This is a genomic window from Microbacterium sp. ZXX196 (assembly GCF_009709595.1).
In the GTDB taxonomy this organism is placed as follows: domain Bacteria; phylum Actinomycetota; class Actinomycetes; order Actinomycetales; family Microbacteriaceae; genus Microbacterium; species Microbacterium excoecariae.
The window spans coordinates 138,631-157,859 of the sequence record NZ_WMEE01000001.1 but is presented as its reverse complement, the minus strand read 5'-3'; the positions used below and the strand labels follow the sequence as shown (position 1 = coordinate 157,859).

Annotated in this window: 17 protein-coding genes; 9 read left to right on the top strand and 8 right to left on the bottom strand. The window is 74.5% G+C overall.

All coding sequences use genetic code 11. From position 1 onward, the window contains the following. Nucleotides 1-28: 28 nt before the first annotated feature. From GJQ66_RS00725 to mtrA, 4 genes are all read right to left on the bottom strand, one after another. Complete coding sequence (locus GJQ66_RS00725; RefSeq protein WP_155047457.1) at nucleotides 29-763, bottom strand: ComF family protein; 735 nt, start codon at nucleotides 761-763, stop codon at nucleotides 29-31. An 89-nt stretch (nucleotides 764-852) separates the two neighbouring features. Then, nucleotides 853-2,568: an LpqB family beta-propeller domain-containing protein gene (locus GJQ66_RS00720; RefSeq protein WP_155047456.1), complete on the bottom strand. Its 1,716-nt coding sequence runs from the start codon at nucleotides 2,566-2,568 to the stop codon at nucleotides 853-855. Continuing rightward, nucleotides 2,565-4,262, bottom strand: a complete 1,698-nt coding sequence (gene mtrB / locus GJQ66_RS00715) for an MtrAB system histidine kinase MtrB (RefSeq protein WP_155047455.1) — start codon at nucleotides 4,260-4,262, stop codon at nucleotides 2,565-2,567. Before mtrB ends, GJQ66_RS00720 begins: the two co-directional genes overlap by 4 nt. Before the next feature lie 7 nt (nucleotides 4,263-4,269). After that, nucleotides 4,270-4,950 (bottom strand): MtrAB system response regulator MtrA, encoded by a 681-nt coding sequence (gene mtrA, locus GJQ66_RS00710; RefSeq protein WP_155047454.1) that lies wholly within the window; start codon nucleotides 4,948-4,950, stop codon nucleotides 4,270-4,272. Nucleotides 4,951-5,043: 93 nt separating this feature from the next. Here mtrA and GJQ66_RS00705 point away from each other — a divergent pair, with 93 nt between their 5' ends. The 7 genes from GJQ66_RS00705 to GJQ66_RS00675 all read left to right on the top strand — a co-directional run bounded on the left by GJQ66_RS00705 (nucleotide 5,044) and on the right by GJQ66_RS00675 (nucleotide 12,416). Continuing rightward, on the top strand, nucleotides 5,044-6,264 hold the full coding sequence (locus tag GJQ66_RS00705) for a hypothetical protein (RefSeq protein ID WP_155047453.1): 1,221 nt from the start codon (nucleotides 5,044-5,046) through the stop codon (nucleotides 6,262-6,264). Next, entirely contained in the window at nucleotides 6,237-6,911 is a 675-nt protein-coding gene (locus GJQ66_RS00700; protein ID WP_155047452.1) for a DUF4129 domain-containing protein, read from the top strand. Before GJQ66_RS00705 ends, GJQ66_RS00700 begins: the two co-directional genes overlap by 28 nt. After that, nucleotides 6,908-8,092, top strand: a complete 1,185-nt coding sequence (locus GJQ66_RS00695) for a DUF4350 domain-containing protein (protein WP_155047451.1) — start codon at nucleotides 6,908-6,910, stop codon at nucleotides 8,090-8,092. The genes GJQ66_RS00700 and GJQ66_RS00695 overlap by 4 nt, the downstream gene beginning before the upstream one ends. Then, nucleotides 8,089-9,066, top strand: coding sequence for a MoxR family ATPase (locus GJQ66_RS00690; RefSeq protein WP_155047450.1), 978 nt, complete (start codon nucleotides 8,089-8,091; stop codon nucleotides 9,064-9,066). Before GJQ66_RS00695 ends, GJQ66_RS00690 begins: the two co-directional genes overlap by 4 nt. Nucleotides 9,067-9,070: 4 nt before the next feature. Continuing rightward, nucleotides 9,071-10,381, top strand: a complete 1,311-nt coding sequence (locus GJQ66_RS00685; protein WP_368732490.1) for a DUF58 domain-containing protein — start codon at nucleotides 9,071-9,073, stop codon at nucleotides 10,379-10,381. Between the two features lie 85 nt (nucleotides 10,382-10,466). Next, nucleotides 10,467-11,918 carry a catalase gene (locus GJQ66_RS00680; RefSeq protein WP_368732489.1) on the top strand — a complete coding sequence of 484 codons (1,452 nt, stop codon included), beginning with the start codon at nucleotides 10,467-10,469 and terminating at the stop codon, nucleotides 11,916-11,918. A gap of 66 nt (nucleotides 11,919-11,984) precedes the next feature. Next, nucleotides 11,985-12,416, top strand: a complete 432-nt coding sequence (locus GJQ66_RS00675; RefSeq protein WP_368732488.1) for a Fur family transcriptional regulator — start codon at nucleotides 11,985-11,987, stop codon at nucleotides 12,414-12,416. Between the two features lie 13 nt (nucleotides 12,417-12,429). Here the strand turns inward: GJQ66_RS00675 and GJQ66_RS00670 are convergent, their stop codons facing one another. After that, nucleotides 12,430-13,425, bottom strand: a complete 996-nt coding sequence (locus GJQ66_RS00670; protein ID WP_368732487.1) for a stage II sporulation protein M — start codon at nucleotides 13,423-13,425, stop codon at nucleotides 12,430-12,432. Between the two features lie 16 nt (nucleotides 13,426-13,441). Between GJQ66_RS00670 and GJQ66_RS00665 the strand changes: the two genes are divergently transcribed. After that, complete coding sequence (locus GJQ66_RS00665) at nucleotides 13,442-14,275, top strand: RDD family protein (protein ID WP_155047447.1); 834 nt, start codon at nucleotides 13,442-13,444, stop codon at nucleotides 14,273-14,275. Nucleotides 14,276-14,284: 9 nt separating this feature from the next. On the opposite strand, the gene GJQ66_RS00660 is transcribed toward GJQ66_RS00665, so the two are convergent. Next, on the bottom strand, nucleotides 14,285-14,497 hold the full coding sequence (locus GJQ66_RS00660; protein WP_368732486.1) for a DUF3499 family protein: 213 nt from the start codon (nucleotides 14,495-14,497) through the stop codon (nucleotides 14,285-14,287). Between the two features lie 23 nt (nucleotides 14,498-14,520). On the opposite strand from GJQ66_RS00660, the gene GJQ66_RS00655 reads away from it, so the two are divergent. Beyond that, nucleotides 14,521-14,985, top strand: a complete 465-nt coding sequence (locus tag GJQ66_RS00655) for a hypothetical protein (protein WP_306461789.1) — start codon at nucleotides 14,521-14,523, stop codon at nucleotides 14,983-14,985. An 18-nt stretch (nucleotides 14,986-15,003) separates the two neighbouring features. Here the strand turns inward: GJQ66_RS00655 and GJQ66_RS00650 are convergent, their stop codons facing one another. Both GJQ66_RS00650 and GJQ66_RS00645 read right to left on the bottom strand, forming a co-directional pair. Then, nucleotides 15,004-16,380, bottom strand: a complete 1,377-nt coding sequence (locus tag GJQ66_RS00650; RefSeq protein ID WP_155047446.1) for a DUF5719 family protein — start codon at nucleotides 16,378-16,380, stop codon at nucleotides 15,004-15,006. Between the two features lie 8 nt (nucleotides 16,381-16,388). Then, on the bottom strand, nucleotides 16,389-19,166 hold the full coding sequence (locus GJQ66_RS00645; RefSeq protein ID WP_155047445.1) for a glycosyltransferase: 2,778 nt from the start codon (nucleotides 19,164-19,166) through the stop codon (nucleotides 16,389-16,391). Nucleotides 19,167-19,229: the final 63 nt, after the last annotated feature.

The window sequence follows — 19,229 nt, the reverse complement described above, 5'->3', positions numbered from 1 at the left end:
TTCGCCCGGAGTGAGCGAACCTCGGTCGCTACGTGGTCTCACCGTACTGAGAGTTCACCGCCGTGTCACCCATCGATTGCTTTCCGTTCCGAATGAATCTCCTCGCGGGGCTCGCCGCCCCGTCCGGCGCGGGGACGCGGGCAGGGGTGGCGGCCAGCGCGGCGACCCCGACGACGTCGAGCCGGGCGTGTCGCGCGGCGCGCACGGCCTCCGCGAGGGTCGCGCCCGAGGTGAGCACGTCGTCGACGAGCACGACACGCCCGGCGCCGCGGGCGTCGGCCACGAGGGCCCCCGCCAGGTTCTCCTCGCGGGCGCCTCGGCCCAGGCCGCGCTGGTCGCCGACGGCGCGGCCCCAGCTCAGCACGCGGCGGGGGCGGGCGCCCGCGGCGCCGAGGAGCAGCTCGGCGACGTGGAACCCGCGCCGCCTCGCCGATTCCGGCCGTTGCGGGACGGGAACGGCCCACACGGGGCGCCCGTCCGAGGCGGCCTCGAGCGCCGCGGCGAGGGCCGGGGCCAACGCCCTGGCGACGCCGGTCCGCCCCGACTGCTTGAGCGCGCGCAGAACGCGCGCGGGGACGCCGTCGTACGCGAGCCCCGCCCACGCCGCGCCCGCGTCGCCCGGCAGCGCGACCGCGAGCGGCGCGGGCCGGCATGCGCGGCGGCACGGCCCGCACACGGCCTCGCCCGGCGCCCCGCAGCCCGCGCACGCGACGGGCAGCACGAGGGCGAGGGCCTCGTGCCACCGCGGACGCATCGGATCCATTCCTCGACCCTGCCGGATCCGAGCTCCTGGCGCCCCGCCGGCGGCCGCGCGCCGGGGAGGACACGCCGCCGGCGCGGGGTGGGGACGCGTCAGAGGGCGGGGGGAGCGCCCATCTGCGTGGCGAGCACGACGACGCCCTGTCCCGCCTGTCCCCAGCCCGTCGTCGCGCGCACATAGAGCGAGCCGTCCGAGGTGAGGATCCGCTCCCGAGACTGCGGATTGCCGTATGTCATGGCCGTGACGACATACGGCGCCGTTATCGACGTCGATGTTCCTCCCACAATCTGCTCGCGGATGATGGTGCGCCCGTCCGACGGGATCGTCGCCGCAACGACGGCGTCCGTCACCCAGGCCACGCCGTCGATCGGCTCGGTGTACGCCCCGATCTCGATCGGCTCGGTGAGGCCCACGGGCGCCCCGTCCTCGTCGCGCTCGACGCCCGCGACGAGGAGGACCGAGCGATCGTCCTGGATGCCCGCGATCGCCACGCGTGCCCCGTCGCGCGAGACCTCGACCGCGACGATCTCCGAGAAATCGGACACCTCCGCGAGGGCGCGCCCCTCGCCGTCGCCCCAGACGCGCACGGGGGCCGTGCCGCTCGCCTGCGCCGCCCACGCGTACCCGAACGGATCCAGCGAGGGCTCGACCCAGCCCCCCTCGTAGCTCAGCGCTTCGAACGTCCCGTCCGCGCGCACGCGCCACAGCTGTTCGCTCGCGGTCTGCACGATCGCCTGGCTCAGGTCGGCCGAGACCGTGATCGCGGTGGCAGGATCGCCCTCCCCCGAGTCGGGCGTGAACCGCGCGATCATCGCCTCGGTCAGTCCCTCGATCGGGGTGATCTCGCCGCCCGAGAGATAGCCGAAATCGTCCTCGGTCAGGGCGATGGCACGGGCGTCCGGCCGGACGTCCACGACGTTGTCCAACGGCGCCGACACCTCCCGGCCGGCCACGGTGATCCGCACTTCGGTCGCCCCGACACCGGCGAGCGTGTTCTCGAGCTGCGAGCGCATGCGCGCCCGCACGGCGTCCGCGGCATCGAGGGCCTCCTCCGACAACGCAACGGTAGCGACGCCGTCCTCGACCGTCACGCTGCCGGCGACCGTCACGTTGGAGAACGCGGTCGTCACCGCGGGCGCGAGCCACGACGACGGGTCGCCCTCGACGAGGAGCTCCGTGAGGCGCTGGGTCTGATCGCCCGTGTCGGCGAGCCAGCGCACGTCGGGGACGAGCCGTCCGCCGGGTGCGGAGAAGAACACGGCCTGGGCGGTGAAGATGCTCTCGAAGCTCCCGCTCTGGACGACGACGCCGTCCGGCGCCTCGGCGATCCGCCACTGGCCGTCGACCAGCGCGAGCTCGTACTCCAGGCGGCGGACGATGCCCGCGCTCGCCGCGTATTGCCCCTCGTCGGAGACGACCGCCGTCGGGGTCACCCGCGCCGTGACGACGCCCGCCTCGTCCGACGTGTCGCTCGCCACGAAGTCGCTCACCTCACGCTCGTTCACACTGTCGACCGTGACGCGGGCCTCAGGTTCCCACTCCGCCGCGGCGTCGGCCGTGAGGAACTCGCGAGCGATGGCCCAGTCGCCCGCCGGGCTCTCGCTCGCGTCGAGGAACCCGAGCACGATGTCCTCCGGCGAGGCGCCGTCCGCTGGACCCTCCGGGGTGAACTGCCAGCGGACGTCCGACGACGTGCTTCCGACCTCCTCGCCCGGCTGCACGTACCCCGTGGTCGGGAGCCCGGCGCACCCCGCGAGCAGCAGCGCCGCCCCGATCGCCGCCACCGCCGACGCGCGCCGCATCCTCATTCCTGCCCCTCCCGCGTGTTCTCGTGGTGCACGACGAGCGTCTCGGTGCTCGGGCCGTTGCCCGCGAGCTGGTCGCCGACCGTCAGCGCCTCCGGCGGCTCGACGGCGATCGGGGAGACCGCAAACCCCGCGTCGCGATCCCGGGGCAGCGTCAGGACGAAGTGCGTGCCGACGCCCAGGTGGGACCAGACCTCGAGCGTGCCCCCGTGCAGTGTCGCGTCGCCGAGGGCGATCGACAGCCCCAGCCCCGTGCCGCCGAGCGTGCGCTGACGCGAGGGATCCGCCCGCCAAAATCGGTCGAAGACGCGTTCGACGTGCTCGGGCCGCATCCCCAGCCCGTAGTCGCGCACGCCGACGGCGACGGCGTCGCGCCCCGCGACGACCGTGATGTCGATGGGCTGCCCTTCGCCGTGCTCGATCGCGTTGCCGACGAGGTTGCGGAGGACGCGGCGGACGCGGCGCGCATCCATCTCGACGATGTCATCGCCGTCGGCTGGCCGCACGCGCAGATCGGTGCCCTGCTGGCGGGCGATCTCCGCCATGCCGTCGACCACTGCGACCGCGAGTTCGGACAGGCCCACGTCCTCGCGCTCCAGCTCGACGGATCCCGCGTCGTAGCGGCTGATCTCCAGGAGGTCGGTGAGCAGTTCCTCGAACCGGCTCACCTGCTCGTGGAGCAGCTCGGCCGAGCGCGCCGCGATGGGCGCGAAGGTGCCGCGCTCGCCGTAGAGCACGCCGGCGGCGAGCCGGATCGTCGTGAGCGGCGTGCGGAGCTCGTGCGAGACGTCGGAGACGAAGCGCTGCTGCACGAGGGAGAGATCGGCGAGCTCGCGGATCTGCGACTCGATGCTGTCAGCCATCTGATTGAACGAGCGAGCGAGGGTCGCCAGCTCGTCGTCGCCGTGCGCGGCCAACCGCGCGGAGAGGTCTCCCGCCGCGAAGCGCTCGCTCGTCGCCGAGACCTCGACGATCGGCGCGGTAACGGCGCGCATGACGAGCCACATGATCCCCGCCACGAGGATCACGAGCGCGACGCCCGTGATCCACAGCGTGAACTGCACGAAGGCCAGGGTATCGGCGACGTCGACGAGCGGGTACGCCAGGTACACCTCGTACACCCCGACCCCCGGCATCTCGAGCTGCTGACCGACGACGATCGCGGGGATCTCGCTGCCGTCCTCGAGCGTGAGCGCGATCGACTGCCACCACTGCGTGTCCGAGACCGTGCGAACCTGCTCGCGCAGGGCGTCCGACAAGAGCTCGGGACCGAACAGGTCGGGCCGCAGCGTGAACGCGCTCGGAGCCAGGTCGGTCGACTGCTCCGGGATGGGAAAGCCCAGGATGAACTCGGTCGAGGACGAGGCCGTCTTGAGGTTGTCGAGCATGGTGTTGCGCAGGGCCTGCACCGCCGCTCGGTCGGTCGCGAGCGGCGCGGCGTCCGCGACGCTCTCCTGCGTGAACTCGATCGTGCGGTTGGTCGCCTCCGTCACCTGCTGCCGGCGCGCGTCGAAGAGGTCGGTCTGGATCGCCAGCGCGGCCCAGACGATCGCGATGAGGATCGCGATCGTCGTCGTCGCGGTCGTGAGCAGAATCGTGCGAAAGCGCATCGATTGCCGCCAGGCGACGACCGGCCGCCGGAGCGCTCGCCGCGCGATGCGAGCGATCGCGCGCACGCGGGGCCGGAGCAGGGGCATGTCGACGTCAGGCGACGGCGCCGGCGCGGTATCCCACGCCGCGCACCGTCATCACGATGCGGGGGTTGTCGGGGTCGATCTCGATCTTCGAGCGGAGGCGCTGGACGTGCACGTTCACGAGGCGCGTGTCGGCCTTATAGTGATACCCCCACACCTGCTCCAGCAGCTGCTCGCGCGTGAACACCTGCTGCGGCTTCGAGGCGAGCGCGACGAGCAGCTCGAATTCGAGCGGGGTCAGGGAAATGACCGCGTCGCCGCGGTGAACCTCGTGCGCCGCGACGTCGATCGCGAGGTCGCCGATCCGGAGGCTCTGCGCGTCGTCCGCGGGGACGGGGCGCAGGCGGGTACGGATCCGCGCCACGAGCTCCTGCGGGTTGAAGGGCTTGACGATGTAGTCGTCGGCCCCCGCCTCGAGCCCCGAGACGACGTCGGTCGTGTCCGACCGAGCCGTGAGCATGATGATCGGCACGCCGCTCTCCGCGCGAATCTCGCGGCAAATCGCGATGCCGTCCTTGCCGGGGAGCATAAGGTCCAGAAGCACGAGGTCGGGCTTCTCCGCGCGCCAGGCCGCGACGGCCGCCTCACCGTCCGCGCAAAACGCCGTCTCGAAACCGTCCGTGCCGAGGACGATGCCGATCATCTCGGCGAGAGCGGTGTCATCGTCGACCACGAGGATGCGTCCAGTCATGCCCCCAGCGTAATCGGCGCGCCGCCCGACGAGCCGTGCCACACCGCGCACGGGCCGAGGGCGTGTGGAACGATAGGTGCGGGGAGGATTCACGTGACATATCCATCGACGCCGGGCTGGACGCCCGCGCCGCGACCGGGCCTCGTGCCGCTGTATCCCTACGGGTTCGGAACGATCCTCGGCGCATCGTTCCGGGTCCTCAAGGGCAACCCGAAGGTGCTACTGCTCTTCGTCGTCGGGGTGCAGACCCTCGCGATGGTGCTGTTCCTCGCCGCCATCGGCGGGATCTCCTTCGCCGCCTTTTCCCGGGCCGACACCGTGTCCCCGACATCGCCCGAGTTCGAGCAGCTGATGTGGGGCGCCACCGCGATCGTGCTCATCGCGAGCCTCGTGATGGCGTTCGCGCTCGCCGCGGTGACCATCCTCGCCCAGGGCGTTGTGGTCGCGGAGGTCGCGCACGCGGCGCTCGGCGAGCGGGCGCCGCTCTCCCGCCTCTGGCGACGGGTCGGGCCCGCGTTCTGGCGACTGTTCGGCTATTCGCTCCTCGTCGCCCTCGCCACGACGCTCGCGCTCGCGCTCCTGGCGGTCCCCGCCGTCGCGCTGGCGCTCGTGAATACGCCGCCTGCATGGGTCGCGTTCGTGTTCGTGATCCTCGCCGCGATCCTCGGCGGATTCGTCGTGTACGCCTGGCTCGGCACCAAGCTGTTCCTCGTTCCCTCCGCGATCGTGCTCGAGGGCGCGGGACCCATCGCCGGGATCCGCCGTTCCTGGGCCCTCACGCGTGGACGGTTCTGGGCCACGTTCGGCGTCGTCGCGATCCTGGCGGTCATCACGAACACCGCCGCGGGCGTGGTCTCGGGGCTGGGGTCACTCGTCTCGCAGATCGTCATCGGGCTCTTCATCCCGTTCGCGGCGGGAGCGGGCGGCGAACCCTCCGCCGCGGCGATCGCCGGATCCCTCGGGGTCAGCTTCCTGGTGTCACTGTTCTCGTTCGTCGTCTCGGCCGTCCTCACGATCGTGCTGTCGGCCGGCGGCGCCTTGACCTACCTCGACGCGCGCATGCGCGACGAGGGGATCGACCTGCGCATGCAGCGATACGTCGAATCCGGCGGCGCGTCGGGCGACCCGTACACCGTCGAGCGGGACCGGGCCGCGGCGGATCCCGCGGGCGGCGCGCCCATGTACGCGGCGCCCTCCCCCGTCGCCGCCCGCACGCCCACGCCCGCACCGAGCGCGTACCCGGAGCCCCTCCCTCCCCGGCCGGCGCCGCAATCCGGCCCGGGAACGTGGGCGCCCCCCGCGCCGCCCACGTGATCCGGGGCGCGGCCGCGCTCGTCGATCGCGACGACGCGCGGGAGTGGGCGGAGCAGGAGCTGGCGGATCCCGTCTATCGAGAGGCCGAGCCGACGCTCTTCGATCGCGTGGCGCAGGCGATCGGCGAGTTTCTGCAGTCGCTGTTCTCGCCGAACGTCGCGGGCACGGGGTGGAGCCCCTTGTGGACCATCCTCGCGGTCGTGCTCGTCGCGGTCGCGGTGCTCGTCGCCTTCTGGATCTGGGGTCGACCGCGGGGCGAACGCGGGAGCCAGGCGCCGCGGCCCGCCGCGCTGTTCGACGGCGACGCGCGCCCCGCGACCCAGCTCCGCCGCGAGGCCGCCGCGGCGGCCTCGCGCGGAGACTTCGACGCCGCGGTCCTCGCCGGGTACCGCGCGCTCGCGCGCTCCCTCGCCGAACGCGGCCTCGTCGAGGAGCGCCGCGGGGAGACGGCGCAGGCGTTCTGCCCGCGCGCGCAGGCCTTTTTCGTGCGCGAACGGGCGGAGCTCCAGGCCGCCACAGATGCGTTCGACGACGTGCGCTACCTCCGCCGCGCGGGCACGCGCGCGCAGGCGGACCGGATCGCGGAGCTCGACGCCCGGATCCAGGCCGCGCGGCCCGACCGGGCCCCCGACGAGGCGTTCGCGTGAGCGTCCTGCCCGCGCAGGCGGCCCCGTCCCCGCGCCCGCGACGCCGGGCGCGAGCGATCGCGGCCTGGGCCGCGATCGCGGTCTTCGTGCTGGCCGCGGCCGGCATCGGCGCCGCGCTCGAGCGCGAATGGACGGCGCCGGAACCCCTCGCGCCCGACAGCCCGCGGTACGACGGCGCGCGCGCCGTCGTCCAGCTCCTGGATGGCCGCGGCGCGCGGGTCACCCCGGCGCACGACCTCGACGAGGCGCGCGCGGCGCTCACGCCGGACTCCACATTGGTCGTCACGGACGCGCGGATGGTCGACGTCGACGTGCTCCGCGCCCTCGCGGATGACGCCGCGGGGACGGTGCTGCTCGATGCCGACACCGTCGCGCTCGGCGCGTTCTTCCCCGACATCGGATATGGCGGCCGCGGAGACGGCTCACCGGTGGCCCCCGCGTGCGACCTCCCGGTCGCATCGAACGCGGGCGCGGCCACGGTCGGCGCCGCGTACGCGACGGGCGCGACGCGCGGCGTCACCGCGTGCTACCCCGTCGACGAGGGGTACGGCCTCGTCCGCGCCGAGCTGGGCTCGGGGTCCTGGGTCGCCGCGCTCGACGGCCGCGCGGTCCTCGCCAACGAGGCGCTCGCCGACGAGGGCAACGCGGCGCTCGCGCTCGGCCTCATCGGCGGCACGGGCGAGGTCGTCTGGTACGTCCCCTCGCCGAGCGACGCCGGGGCGACCGGCGCGGCGCCCGGCCTGGGGGATCTCACGCCCGCGTGGGTCACGCCCGCGATCACCCTCGGCGTCCTCGTGGTCGTCGCCGCGGCGCTCTGGCGCGGGCGCCGATTCGGGCCGCTCGTGGCCGAGCGGCTCCCCGTCACGGTCCGCCAGTCCGAGACGCTCGAGGGGCGCGCCCGGCTCTATCGGGCGGCGGGAGAGGCCGACCACGCGGGCGCGGCGCTGCGGGCCGGCGCCCTCGCGCGGATCCGCCGTCGCCTGGCCGTCGCTCCCGATCTTTCCGCGCCGGGCGTCGTCCAGGCAATCGTCGCCAGCGGTCGCTCCGACCCGGCCGCCGCCGAGGTGCTTCTCGCCGACCTCCCTCGCGACGAGGCGGCGCTCCACCAATTCGCCCACGACCTGCGCGCGCTCGAACGCGCCGTCTCACGACACGATCCGGGGGAAGGACCCACGACATGACCGAATCCGCCCAGACGCCCGGCCCCGACGCCGACCACCTCCGCGAGGCCGTCGCGCGCGTGCGCGGCGAGGTCGCCAAGGCCGTGGTGGGCCAGGACGGCGCCGTAAGCGGGCTCCTCATCGCCCTGCTCGCGCGCGGGCACGCGCTCGTCGAGGGCGTGCCCGGCGTCGCGAAGACGCTCCTCGTGCGCAGCTTCGCCCGCGCGCTCGGGCTCGACACGGCGCGCGTGCAGTTCACGCCCGACCTCATGCCCGGAGACGTGTCCGGCTCGCTCGTCTACGACGCCACGGCGGGCGAGTTCACCTTCCGGCCCGGCCCCGTGTTCACCAACGTGCTCCTCGCCGACGAGATCAACCGGACCCCGCCCAAGACGCAGTCGGCGCTCCTGGAGGCGATGGAGGAGCGCCAGGTCTCGAGCGACGGGGTCACGCGGGCCCTGCCCGAGCCGTTCCTCGTCGCGGCGACGCAGAACCCCGTCGAGCACGAGGGCACGTACTCGCTCCCCGAGGCGCAGCTGGACCGCTTCCTCCTGAAGCTGACGATCTCCGTGCCGGACCGCGACACCGAGATCGGCGTCCTTCGCCGCCACGCCGAGGGTTTTTCGCCCCGCCACCTCGAGGCGATCGAGCCGGCCCTCGCGCCCGCCGACATCCTCGCGGCGCAGTCCGCCGTAGACGCCGTGTCCGCGACGGCCGACGTGCTGGCCTACATCGTCGACCTCGCGCGGGCCACGCGGGACGCGCCGTCGGTGGAGCTCGGCGCCAGCCCGCGCGCGGCCACGGCCCTCCTGGCCGCGGCGAAGGCGTGGGCCTGGCTCGGCGGCTACCCGGCGATCACCCCGGACCACGTCCAGGCGATGGTCGTGCCGGTGTGGCGCCACCGGATCCAGCTGCGTCCCGACGCCGAGATCGAGGGCGTCTCCGTCGACGCCGTGCTGCGATCGGCGCTGGCCCAGACCCCGGTCCCCCGCTAGCGGCGTGTTCGTCACCGGCCGATTCCCGATGCTCGTCGCCGCAGGCGCCGTGCCGCTCGTCGCGCTCGGCGCCACGGCGCCGCGCGCCTGGGCGATCCTCGGCGCGTGGGCGGTGGTGTGCGTCGCGGTCGCGGCGATCGACGCGCTCGCGGCGCCGCGCACCGATGGCCTGCGGATCGGCCGGGACGCGCCGGCACGCGCGCGGCTGGGCGAATCCGTCCGCACGCGGATCCGGTTCGTCAACGCGGGCGGGCGCACGGTGTCGCTCCGCGCCCGCGACGCGTGGCAGCCGACCGCCGGCGCGCCGGCGGAGCGCCTGAGCGCACGCATCCCGCCGCACGAGTCGCGGACCCTCGAGGTGCCCCTGCTCCCCCGGCGGCGGGGCGAGATCGTGAGCGCGTTCGTCACCGTGCGCACGCTCGGACCGCTCGGGGTGGCCGGGCGACAGGCGAGCATCCCGTCGGAGGCGCGGATCCGCGTGCTCCCCCCGTTCCGGGCGAGGCGGCACCTCGCCAGCCGCGTCGCGCGCCTCCGCGAGCTCGACGGATCCACCTCTCTCCTCGTGCGGGGGCGCGGCACCGAGTTCGACTCGCTGCGCGCGTACGTTCCGGGCGACGACGTGCGCTCGATCGACTGGCGCGCGACGGCGCGGTCGCGCGAGACGGTTGTGCGGGCCTGGCGCCCCGAGCGCGATCGGCACGTGACGATCGTGATCGACACGGGGCGGACGTCGGCCACCCGCGTCGAGGACGGCACGCGTCTCGACGCGACGTTCGAGGCGGCGATGCTCGTGGCGGCGCTCGCCGACCGCGCGGGCGATCACGTGCACCTCCTCGCCTTCGACCGCGAGGCCCGCGCGCGGGTCTCGGGCGCGTCGGGCGCCGACCTGCTCCCCGCGATCGCGGACGCGCTCGCCGGCGTCGACCCGCGGCTCATCGACACGGACTGGGACGCGGCGCTCGCCGAGGCGCGCCGGATGGCCCGGCGCCCCAGCCTCGTCGTCCTCCTGACGGCGCAGGACGACGTGACGAGCTCGCGCGCGTTCCTCGCGCGACTCCCGGGCCTCGCCCGCGGCGGGACCGCGGTCCTCGTGGGCACCGTCACCGACACGGACCTGACCGGAGCCGCGCGGTCGGCGGGGAGCATGACGGAGGTATTCCGCGCCGCCGCCGCCGAGGCCGCTCTGCGCGAGGCCGAGCGGGTCGCCTCTGCGATCTCCCGGGCGGGCGCGGAGGCGCTCGCCGACGGGCCCGAGGCCCTCCCCCCGCGGATCGCCGACCGCTACCTCGCCCTGAAGCGCGCCGGGCGGCTGTAGCTCCTTGCGCCCGGCGGCGATCGGGGGCATGCTGGCGACGCGTCCGCCAGTGGTCGCGGACGCCTCCCCGAGGAAAGGATCCGCCGTGGCCGAAATCGACTTCACGACGACGCAGACCGGAACGCCCGTCACGAGCGACGAGCACTCCCTCACGACGGGCGCGGACGGGGTCACCGCGCTCCACGACCGCTACCTCGTGGAGAAGCTGGCATCGTTCAACCGCGAACGCGTGCCCGAGCGCAATCCGCACGCGAAGGGCGGCGGCGCCTTCGGCACCTTCCGCGTCACCGAGGACGTCTCCCGGTACACCAGGGCGGCGGTCTTCCAGCCCGGCGCGGAGTCGGAGGTCCTCCTCCGCTTCTCCTCGGTCGCCGGCGAACAGGGCTCGCCGGACACGTGGCGCGACGTGCGCGGGTTCGCGCTCCGGTTCTACACGTCCGACGGCAACCTCGACATCGTGGGCAATAACACGCCCATCTTCTTCATCCGGGACGCGATGAAGTTCCCCGACTTCATCCACTCCCAGAAGCGCACGGGCGCCGCGGGGCTGCGCGACGCCGACATGCAGTGGGACTTCTGGACGCTGTCCCCCGAGTCCGCGCACCAGGTGACCTACCTCATGGGCGACCGGGGCCTGTCGCGATCCTGGCGCCACCTCAACGGCTACGGGTCACACACCTACCAGTGGGTCGCGGCCGACGGCGAACGCTTCTGGATCCAGTACCACTTCGTCTCGCGCCAGGGCGTCGAGCTCATGACCGCCGACGAGGCCGAGAAGATGGCCGGGGCCGACGCCGACCACTACCGGCGCGACCTGTTCGAGGCGATCGAGCGCGGCGACTACCCGACGTGGGACGTGTTCGTGCAGGTGATGCCGTACGAGGACGCGAAAACCTATCGCTTCAACCCGTTCGACATGACGAAGGTGTGGCCGTTCCGGGACTACCCGCGGATCCGCGTCGGCGAGTTCACGCTCGACAGGAACCCGCAGAACTTCTTCGCGGACATCGAGCAGGCCGCGTTCTCGCCGGGGAACCAGGTTCCGGGCACGGGAATCTCGCCGGACAAGATGCTCATGGCGCGCGTGTTCGCGTACAACGACGCGCACCGCCACCGCATCGGCGCGAACTTCAGCCAGCTGCCGGTGAACCAGCCGCACGCGGCGCCCGTGTTCACCTACCAGCACGAGGGCGCGATGCGTTATCACGCGAACCCCGCCGGGACCCCGGTCTACGCGCCGAACTCGTTCGACGGGCCGCGCGCCGACCCCGCCCGTGCGGTCGAGGCGTCCTGGGAGTCGGACGGCGAGCTCGTGCGCAGCGCGTACACGCTGCACAGCGAGGACGACGACTTCGGGCAGGCCGGGACCCTCTACAGCGAGGTCTTCTCGGACGCCGCCCGATCGCGCTTCCACGACACGCTGGCCGGCCAGTACCGGGCGCTCACGGTCGAGGCGATCCGCGAGCGCTTCCTCGCCTACTGGGGCCAGGTCGACCCGCGGATCGTCGACGGGATCCGCGCGGCGCTCGGCGAATGACGGACGCGGGGGCGGGCGCCCGCCCCCGCTCATCGGAATCATTCAGAACACGGTAGGATCGCGAGAGTGACCTCCGACCCGATGCCCGACGCCGCGGACCTGCTCCGCGGCGCGGGCCTGCGCGTCACGATGCAGCGCCGCGCCGTGCTGGAGGCGCTCGCCGGTCGCCCGCACGCCCCGGTCGACGAGCTCCACGTGGCGGTGCACGCGCGCATCCCGGGGATCGCGGTCCAGACCGTGCACGGCATCGTCAACGACCTCACCAACGCGGGCATCGCGCAGCGGGTGAGCCTGCCCGGCGCCGCGTGCGCGCTGTACGAGATCGCGGCCAATGACAACCACCACCACATGCAGTGCGTCGTGTGCGGCCGCGTGGAGGACGTCGCGTGCGCCGTGGGCGAGGCGCCGTGCCTGCACCCGTCCCACGATCACGGCATGCGCCTGCTCGAGGCGAGCGTGACCTACCGCGCCGTGTGCGCGGCCTGCGACGCCGCGTAGCCCGACGTCGGGATCAGCCCGCGACGAGCCGGGGCGTGCCCGCCTCGTACTCCGTCACGTCGCCCGTCTCCCCCGCGCGCGCCGCGCGCCCGCCGAGGCCGAGCATGTACGCGAGGAAGACGCCGAGCGCCGCCGCGCCGATCCCGATCTTCACCGCGGGCGGCCAGTCCTGGCGCGTCACAAAGCCCTCCACGACGCCCGACAGGGCGAGCGCGAGAACGAGACCCACGACGACCGTCGCGAGGGCTCGCCCCTCCGCAGCGAGGGCGGATCCGCGCGACGCGCGCCCCGGGCTCACCCACGCCCAGAAGATCCTGAAGCCCGCGGCGCCCGCGACGAAGATGGCGGTCATCTCGAGGAGGCCGTGCGGCAGGATGAACGCGAAGAACTCCGGCCCGTGCCCGAACCACGTCATCACCGCGGCGGAGGTCCCGATCCCGACGGCGTTCTGCAGCAGCATCCACGCCGGCCAGAACCCCGTCACCCCGAACATCACGCACTGCGCGGCGATCCACGCGTTGTTGGTCCAGACGAGCCCCGCGAACACGCCCTCGGCGTGCTCGCTGTAGTAGCCCACGAAGTCCTCGTCGGCGTACTGCCGCAGCTGGGCCTCGTCCCCGAGCGCGGCCATCGTCTGCGGATCCTGTTGCAGCCACCACGCGACGAGGGCCGCGATCGCCACGAACGCCGCCGCGATCGCGAGCGTGAGCCAGCGCAGCCGGAACAGCGCGGCCGGCAGCTGCCGGGCGAAGAACCGCGGCACCTGCCGCCAGGGGTTCTCCGGCGCCCCCGTCAGGCGCAGGCGGGCGCGGGAGAGCGTGCTGGAGAGGTGATCGCCGGCGGTCGATCGGCCGAGGGCGGTCTTGATCGTCGCGAGGTCGGCCGACGCGGAGCGGTAGAGCCGCACGAGCTCGTCGGTCTCGGCGCCGGTGAGGCGGCGCCGGCGCGCGAGCGCGTCGAGGCGGTCCCACTCGGCGCGACGGACGTCGATCAGCGCATCGATGTTCACCTGATTTACTGTACGCATGTCGCCGACCGCCCATCCCACCGGATCGACCGACGCCTTCGCGGTCCACGACGACGAGGTGCTCACCGGCGAGGCGGTCGCCCTCGACCTGCAGCCGCTCGGGCTCGGCCTGCGCATCGCCGGCGGCCTGATCGACGCGGTCGTCGGGTGGGGCCTGGTCCTCCTCATCGTCGGGTGGGGCCTGCAGAGCCTCGCGGCGGGGGGCGTGCTCGACGAGGCGACGCTCCAGATCGCGACGATCATCGCTTACGTCGTGTGTTTCGCCGGGATCCCGATCACGGTCGAGACGCTCACGCGGGGCCGCAGCCTGGGGCGTCTCGCGGTCGGGGGCCGGATCGTGCGCGCCGATGGCGGCGCCGTGGGATTCCGGCACGCCTTCGTGCGGGGCCTCGTCGGGGTCCTCGAGATCTATCTGACGTTCGGCGGCCTCGCGCTCGTCGTGGCGGCCTTCACGCCGCGCGGGCAGCGCCTCGGCGACCTCGTCGCGGGCACCCACAGCGAGCGCGACCGGCGGCCGCCGCTCCCGGCCGCGCCGCCCGAGGCGCCGCCGGCGCTCGCCGACTGGGCCCGCGTCGCCGACGTCGCGCGCCTACCGGACCGCACCGACCAGCGCATCGCGCGGTTCGCCGCGGGCGCTCACCGGATGCACCCCGCCGTGCGCGCGCGGCTCGCCGCCGATCTCGTGCGGGAGGCCGCGCCGTTCGTCTCGCCCGCGCCCGCGGCGCCGCCCGAGGCGGCGCTCGCCGCGATCGCCGCCGTGCGCCGGACGCGCGAGCGCCAGGCGCTCCTCGCGGAGAACGCGCGCGCCGGGGCGCTGGCGCCCGGCGGCTGAGGGCGAGAGTTAGGCGTCGTCGCGAAAGAGCGCGTGGCGGAGGACGGTCCAGCCCTGCGGCACGGACAGGCGGTCGGTGTGCAGCGCGCACAGGTCGTGCGCGTGCGGATCGTTCCCCGCGCCGAGCGGCCCGAGCGCCGCCATCCGGCCCGCGTAGTCGAACGTCATCGTCGCGAGCGCCTCGCGCTCGCAGCCGACCTTCGAACAGATTCTCTCACCCACGCGCTCGAGCCTATGCTGAGGGGATGAAGTGGTGGGACCGCGCGCGCCGCGCCGAGCATGATCAGGCGGTGCCCCGCCCCGCGGCCGGGCGCCACGGCCGGCACGGCCGCGTCGGGCGAAGCGCGCTCACCCGACCCCCCGTCCCCGCGATCGGCTCGCGGTTCGACCGATTCGAGATGACGGTGACCTCGACGGCGGATTTCCTCCGCGGCACGTGGAGCGACCTCCGCGACGTGCGGTTCGAGATCGCGAGCATGCCGATCGCGGAGTCCGACGAGACCGTGCCGCGCTGGAGCGTCGACGTCCCCCGGCGCCGCATCGTGCTCTACCGGGTCGCGATCGAGCGCCTGTCCAAGGCGCACGGCGTGCCGCTGCTGCAGGCCGACGAGTTTCACCGCCGCGCGCTCGTCGAGGGCGCCGTCTTCCGCGCCGCGGCCGAGTACCTCGGGCGCGATCCGTTCGACCTCGGCGCGGATCCATACCACTGAGCCGCGCGGCTCGGCCCGCTACGGGACGACGGTGATCGGCTCCGGCGTCGCCACGTCCGGCGCGAGCGGGAACGCCCCCATCGCCTCGTCCGTGGCGGAGGAGACCATGCCGAAGACGGCGCCGTCCTCGACGACCACGCGATAGGTCGCGTCCGCGTCCAGGACGAGGGACTCCGAGGCGCCCGCGGCGACGTCGAGGACTTCCTCCTCGTCCGCGCCCAGGCGCACCACCCGCACCCGGGCGGGCCCGTCGGCGGCCGCGGCCACCGAGAGCCGCGCGCGGCCGTTCTCCGTCTCGGGCACGGCGACGAGTGTCTCGCCCTCGACCACCTCGGGCGCGGCGAGCCACGCGAAGTCGCGCGTCCCGGTCTCCTTGACCGCGGCGACGACGGCCGCGGCGCCGTCCACGCGCACGGTGTAGCGGCCGGGCTCGAGCTCGTCGAGCGCTACGTCGATCGGCGCGGCGTTCTCGATCGGGACGGCGGTCGAGGACGCGGTCTCGCCCGTCTCCTCGTCGATCACCGCCACCGTGACCTCCTGGGCCTCGCCCGAGGTGCCGAGCAGGCGCAGGAGGGGTTCCGCGCCCGGTGTCTCGGCCGCCTGCTCGGTGACCACGACGCCCGGGATCACGGCCGAGGTGGCCGGGGTCGTCGGCGCCTGGATGTCGATGCCGCGCGGCTCGAGCGTGTCGATGATGCTCGTCTGCAGCGCCGATCGCACGGGGGCGCCCTCGGAGGTCACCCGAATCACGGGCGCCTGCTCGCCGCCCGCGATGCTCGCCACGGGGACGGCGCGCGTCGTGTGGGCGGGGAGCGCGAGCTCGCCGCCCGGGGGAACGGATCCGCCGTCGACACCGAAGACCTCGAGCGTCACGGTGGCCGTCACGTCGGAGGAGTTGGCGAGCGTGATGATGCCGGTCGTCCCCGTCGCGGTCGCGCCGCCGACGAGCCAAGCCTCGGAGGCGCCGGTGCGGCACGCCGACATTGCGTACCCGCCGAGATCCTCCTCGTCGAGCGACGCGGACACGGCGCCGGCGACCGATACCGCCTCGTCGCCGTCCGGGCGCTGCGAGACGACCGGGGCGTCGCCGACGCCCTCGAACTCCAGCGCGTCCGCCACGGCGGGTTCCTCGCCGCGAGCGTTCTCCGCCGTCAGCGTCGTGCCGGCGGCGGACGAGACGCCGGCGGCGTCGGCGGCATCGCGGCCGAGGGCGACGATGTCGCCGTCGCAAGACATGACGATCTCGGCCGGGACCGGCGCCACCTCCACGCGCGGCGCCGCGGCCTCGCCGCCGCCTCGGCCCGTCAGCGTCGGCCAGGGGGCGACCGCGACCGCGGCGACCGCCACGGCGAGGACGAGGCCCGCCGCGACGCCGGACAGGCGCGCGGGACTCACGCGGATCCTCATGCGTCGGCCTCCTGCCGTTCGCCGATGATGCGGGGAGAGGCGGACACCGCGGGGCGGGTCGCGCGCGTCGGGAAGGCGAGGAGGAGCGCGGCGACGAGGAGCGCGACCTGCAGCGCGGTGACGAGCCATACGGCGGTGGTCTCGGAGGCCGTCAGCCCGTCGCGCTCCGCGATGTCGCCGTCGACCCGCCACAGCACGCCGCTCGTCGTCTCGCCGACCCGCACGAAGCCGGCGCGCTGGTCCATGGAGGCGGTCGCGGTGAGCGCCATCACCCGCTGGTCGGCGTTCTGCGCCCCGGGCTCCTCGCGCAGGAGCACGAACGAGATCCCGGCTTCGGCGAGCGGCTCCGTCACGGCGGTCGCGCCGCCGGAGACGATGTCGGCGGCAAGGGACGCCAGCCAGACGTCCTCGTCCGTCGCCTCCAGCGCCGTCGCCTGAACGCTCGAGCGCCCCCCGAGCGTCTCGCTGGCGCCCCAGATCACGGTCGCGGCGGCGGATCCGTCCGCGAGCGGCGTGAGCGCCAGCGTCCCGATCTCGCGATCGTTCTGCGCCTCGGCGGCGACGTACGCCGGCAGCGTCGTGTCGCTCGCGTCGTGGATCGCCGCCGCGCCGCGGTGCAGCGCGGTCGCCTGCGGAACGATCGCCACGGCCGCGAGCGCCACCGCGACCGCGGCCACGAGTCCGGGGCGAACGCCGATGGTCCCCATCCGATCGATCGTGATCGCGCTCGCCGCGACGAGCCCGAGCCAGGCCAGGCTCGCGGCGGCCCCGGCCCACACGGGCACGGCCTGGCCGTTCGCGAACGACAGCAGGGCCGTCGGGGCGACGAGCGCGGATGCCGCGCCGAGCGCCGCGACGGCGAGCGCGCTCACCGCGAGACGCGTGCGCCGGGTCGCGGGCGCCGCCAGGGCCAGCACCACGACGGGGACCGCGAGCACGAGGTACCACGGCGAGAGAGTCTCGGCGAGGTCGGCCGGCGCGCCGAACCCCGCGAGAAGGCCCTCCCAGGCCCCCGCCCCGACGGCGTCGCCCGCGGGCTCCACCATCCCCGGGTCAGACAAGATGGCCCAGGGCGTACCCCGGCGGACCTGCTCGACCACGAGCGGGGCGAACATCGCCGCCGACGGCACGATCACCCAGATGACGCGGCCGACCGCGTGCTTCGCCCAGACGGCCGCCGCGACGATCCCGAGGGCCCAGGCGACGAGAACGGGCGGCCACAGCCACGGCCCGCAGGCGAGTACCCCCACCAGGAGGAGCGAGGCGGCGCCGGCGGTCGTCCAGGATCGGTGCGCCGCGGCGACCGCAAAGGCGAGCCACGGGAGGAGCAGGTGGAGCAGGACGGCAGCGGGCCGTCCCGACATCAGGGCGTCCCAGAACGGCGGCGCGACGCCCCACAGCACGGCGAAGCCGATCCGGGCGGCGGATCCGTTCGCGACGCGGGTCGCCGCGAACCACCCGCCCAGCACGGCGAGCGGGAGCGCCGCGACCCAGAGGATGACGAGCGCGAACGAGGGCGCCGCGGGCCACAGCGACCCCACGAGGGCGACAACCGCTCCGAAGGGATCCGCGGCCCCGACGTCGAAGACACCCTCCGCGCGGAGGCCGAACAGCGCGTCCGACCATAGGCCCGCGAGCGTGCGCCGGAGCGGGAGGAGCGCGCCCCCGCCGATCCCGGACCAGGTGAACAGCGCCACGAACGCGGCCACGCTCACCGCGAGCGCCGCGAGCACCGCCCACGCGCCGCCGCCCGAGAAGAAGCGCAGGGGCGCCCGGGAGCCGACCCGCGCGTCCTCGGCGGCGTGCTGGCGCTCGCGCAGCTCGCCGCGCGGAATGCGCAACGGGTCGACCTGACGCCAGCTCCCCGTGCGCCCCTGGGCGATGCGTCGGCGCGAGCGCACGATCGCGCCGACGCGCACGAACTCCGTGGCCGCCGCCATCCACTCGGGGGCCACGCGCCCCGGCGTCTTCGCGAAGAGCGCGACGCCCGAGCTCCACAGCGCGAGGGGAAAGAGCAGGATCCACAGTACGGGCGCGAGCGCGACGGGCGCGTACGCAATCCGCCGGTGCAGGTACGCGACGCGCGCGACGTAGGCCCGCGTCAGCGCGAGCTGGGTCGTCGGCGCCACCTGGACCCGCGCCTGCGGTGCGAGCGCGACGCGCCGGCCCGCGAGACGGGCGCGCACGCCCATGTCGAGACCCTCATCTGCGCCGAGGAGCGCGCGGTCCGGCACGAGCTGCGCCACAACGTCCTCGCGGACGAGCATCCCGCGCACGTCGGCGCCGAGCACGTCGTCCGCGTGATCGTGCTGGCCCTGGTCGTACTCGCCCCGCGCGAGCTCGACGCTGCGCCCCGAGGCGGTCATCGTCACGCCGAACGACTCGAGCACGCGGCGGTTCGCGGCCCGGACCACCTTCGGGGCGGCGAGCGCGACCGACGGCTGCCGCTCGAGCGCGGCCGTGAGCTCCGCGAGCGCGGCCGGCTCCGGGAGCGTTCCCTCGTCGAGCAGCCACACGGCGCGACCGGCCGGCACGCGCGCCAGGGCGAGCTCGACCGCGCCGCCGAAGGGGATACTCTCGGGCGCCTGGACCGCAGCCTGCGCCCGCGAGGCGTCGACGGCCTGGCGCAGGGGCGCGGGGTCGCCGCAGACGACGACGGTGAGCCCCGCGATCGGGACGGTCTGTGTGCGGAGCGCCGCGAGGGAGCGCTCGAAATCCGCCACGGCGTGGGGGGACGACCGCGCGATGAGGACGACGTGAACTGGGGCGGGCATGACCCGGCAAGCCTAAGCGCCGCGCGGCGTCACGCCGTCAGGGACACGCGGGCTCGCGGGCGA

What these genes read in the sequence shown, in the direction of transcription:
- GJQ66_RS00665 (WP_155047447.1), top strand. Translation starts at nt 13,442, where the DNA reads ATGTCGCCGACCGCCCATCCCACCGGATCGACCGACGCCTTCGCGGTC.
- GJQ66_RS00645 (WP_155047445.1), bottom strand. Translation starts at nt 19,166, where the DNA reads ATGCCCGCCCCAGTTCACGTCGTCCTCATCGCGCGGTCGTCCCCCCAC.
- GJQ66_RS00720 (WP_155047456.1), bottom strand. Translation starts at nt 2,568, where the DNA reads ATGAGGATGCGGCGCGCGTCGGCGGTGGCGGCGATCGGGGCGGCGCTG.
- mtrA (WP_155047454.1), bottom strand. Translation starts at nt 4,950, where the DNA reads ATGACTGGACGCATCCTCGTGGTCGACGATGACACCGCTCTCGCCGAG.
- mtrB (WP_155047455.1), bottom strand. Translation starts at nt 4,262, where the DNA reads ATGCCCCTGCTCCGGCCCCGCGTGCGCGCGATCGCTCGCATCGCGCGG.
- GJQ66_RS00725 (WP_155047457.1), bottom strand. Translation starts at nt 763, where the DNA reads ATGGATCCGATGCGTCCGCGGTGGCACGAGGCCCTCGCCCTCGTGCTG.
- GJQ66_RS00655 (WP_306461789.1), top strand. Translation starts at nt 14,521, where the DNA reads ATGAAGTGGTGGGACCGCGCGCGCCGCGCCGAGCATGATCAGGCGGTG.
- GJQ66_RS00690 (WP_155047450.1), top strand. Translation starts at nt 8,089, where the DNA reads ATGACCGAATCCGCCCAGACGCCCGGCCCCGACGCCGACCACCTCCGC.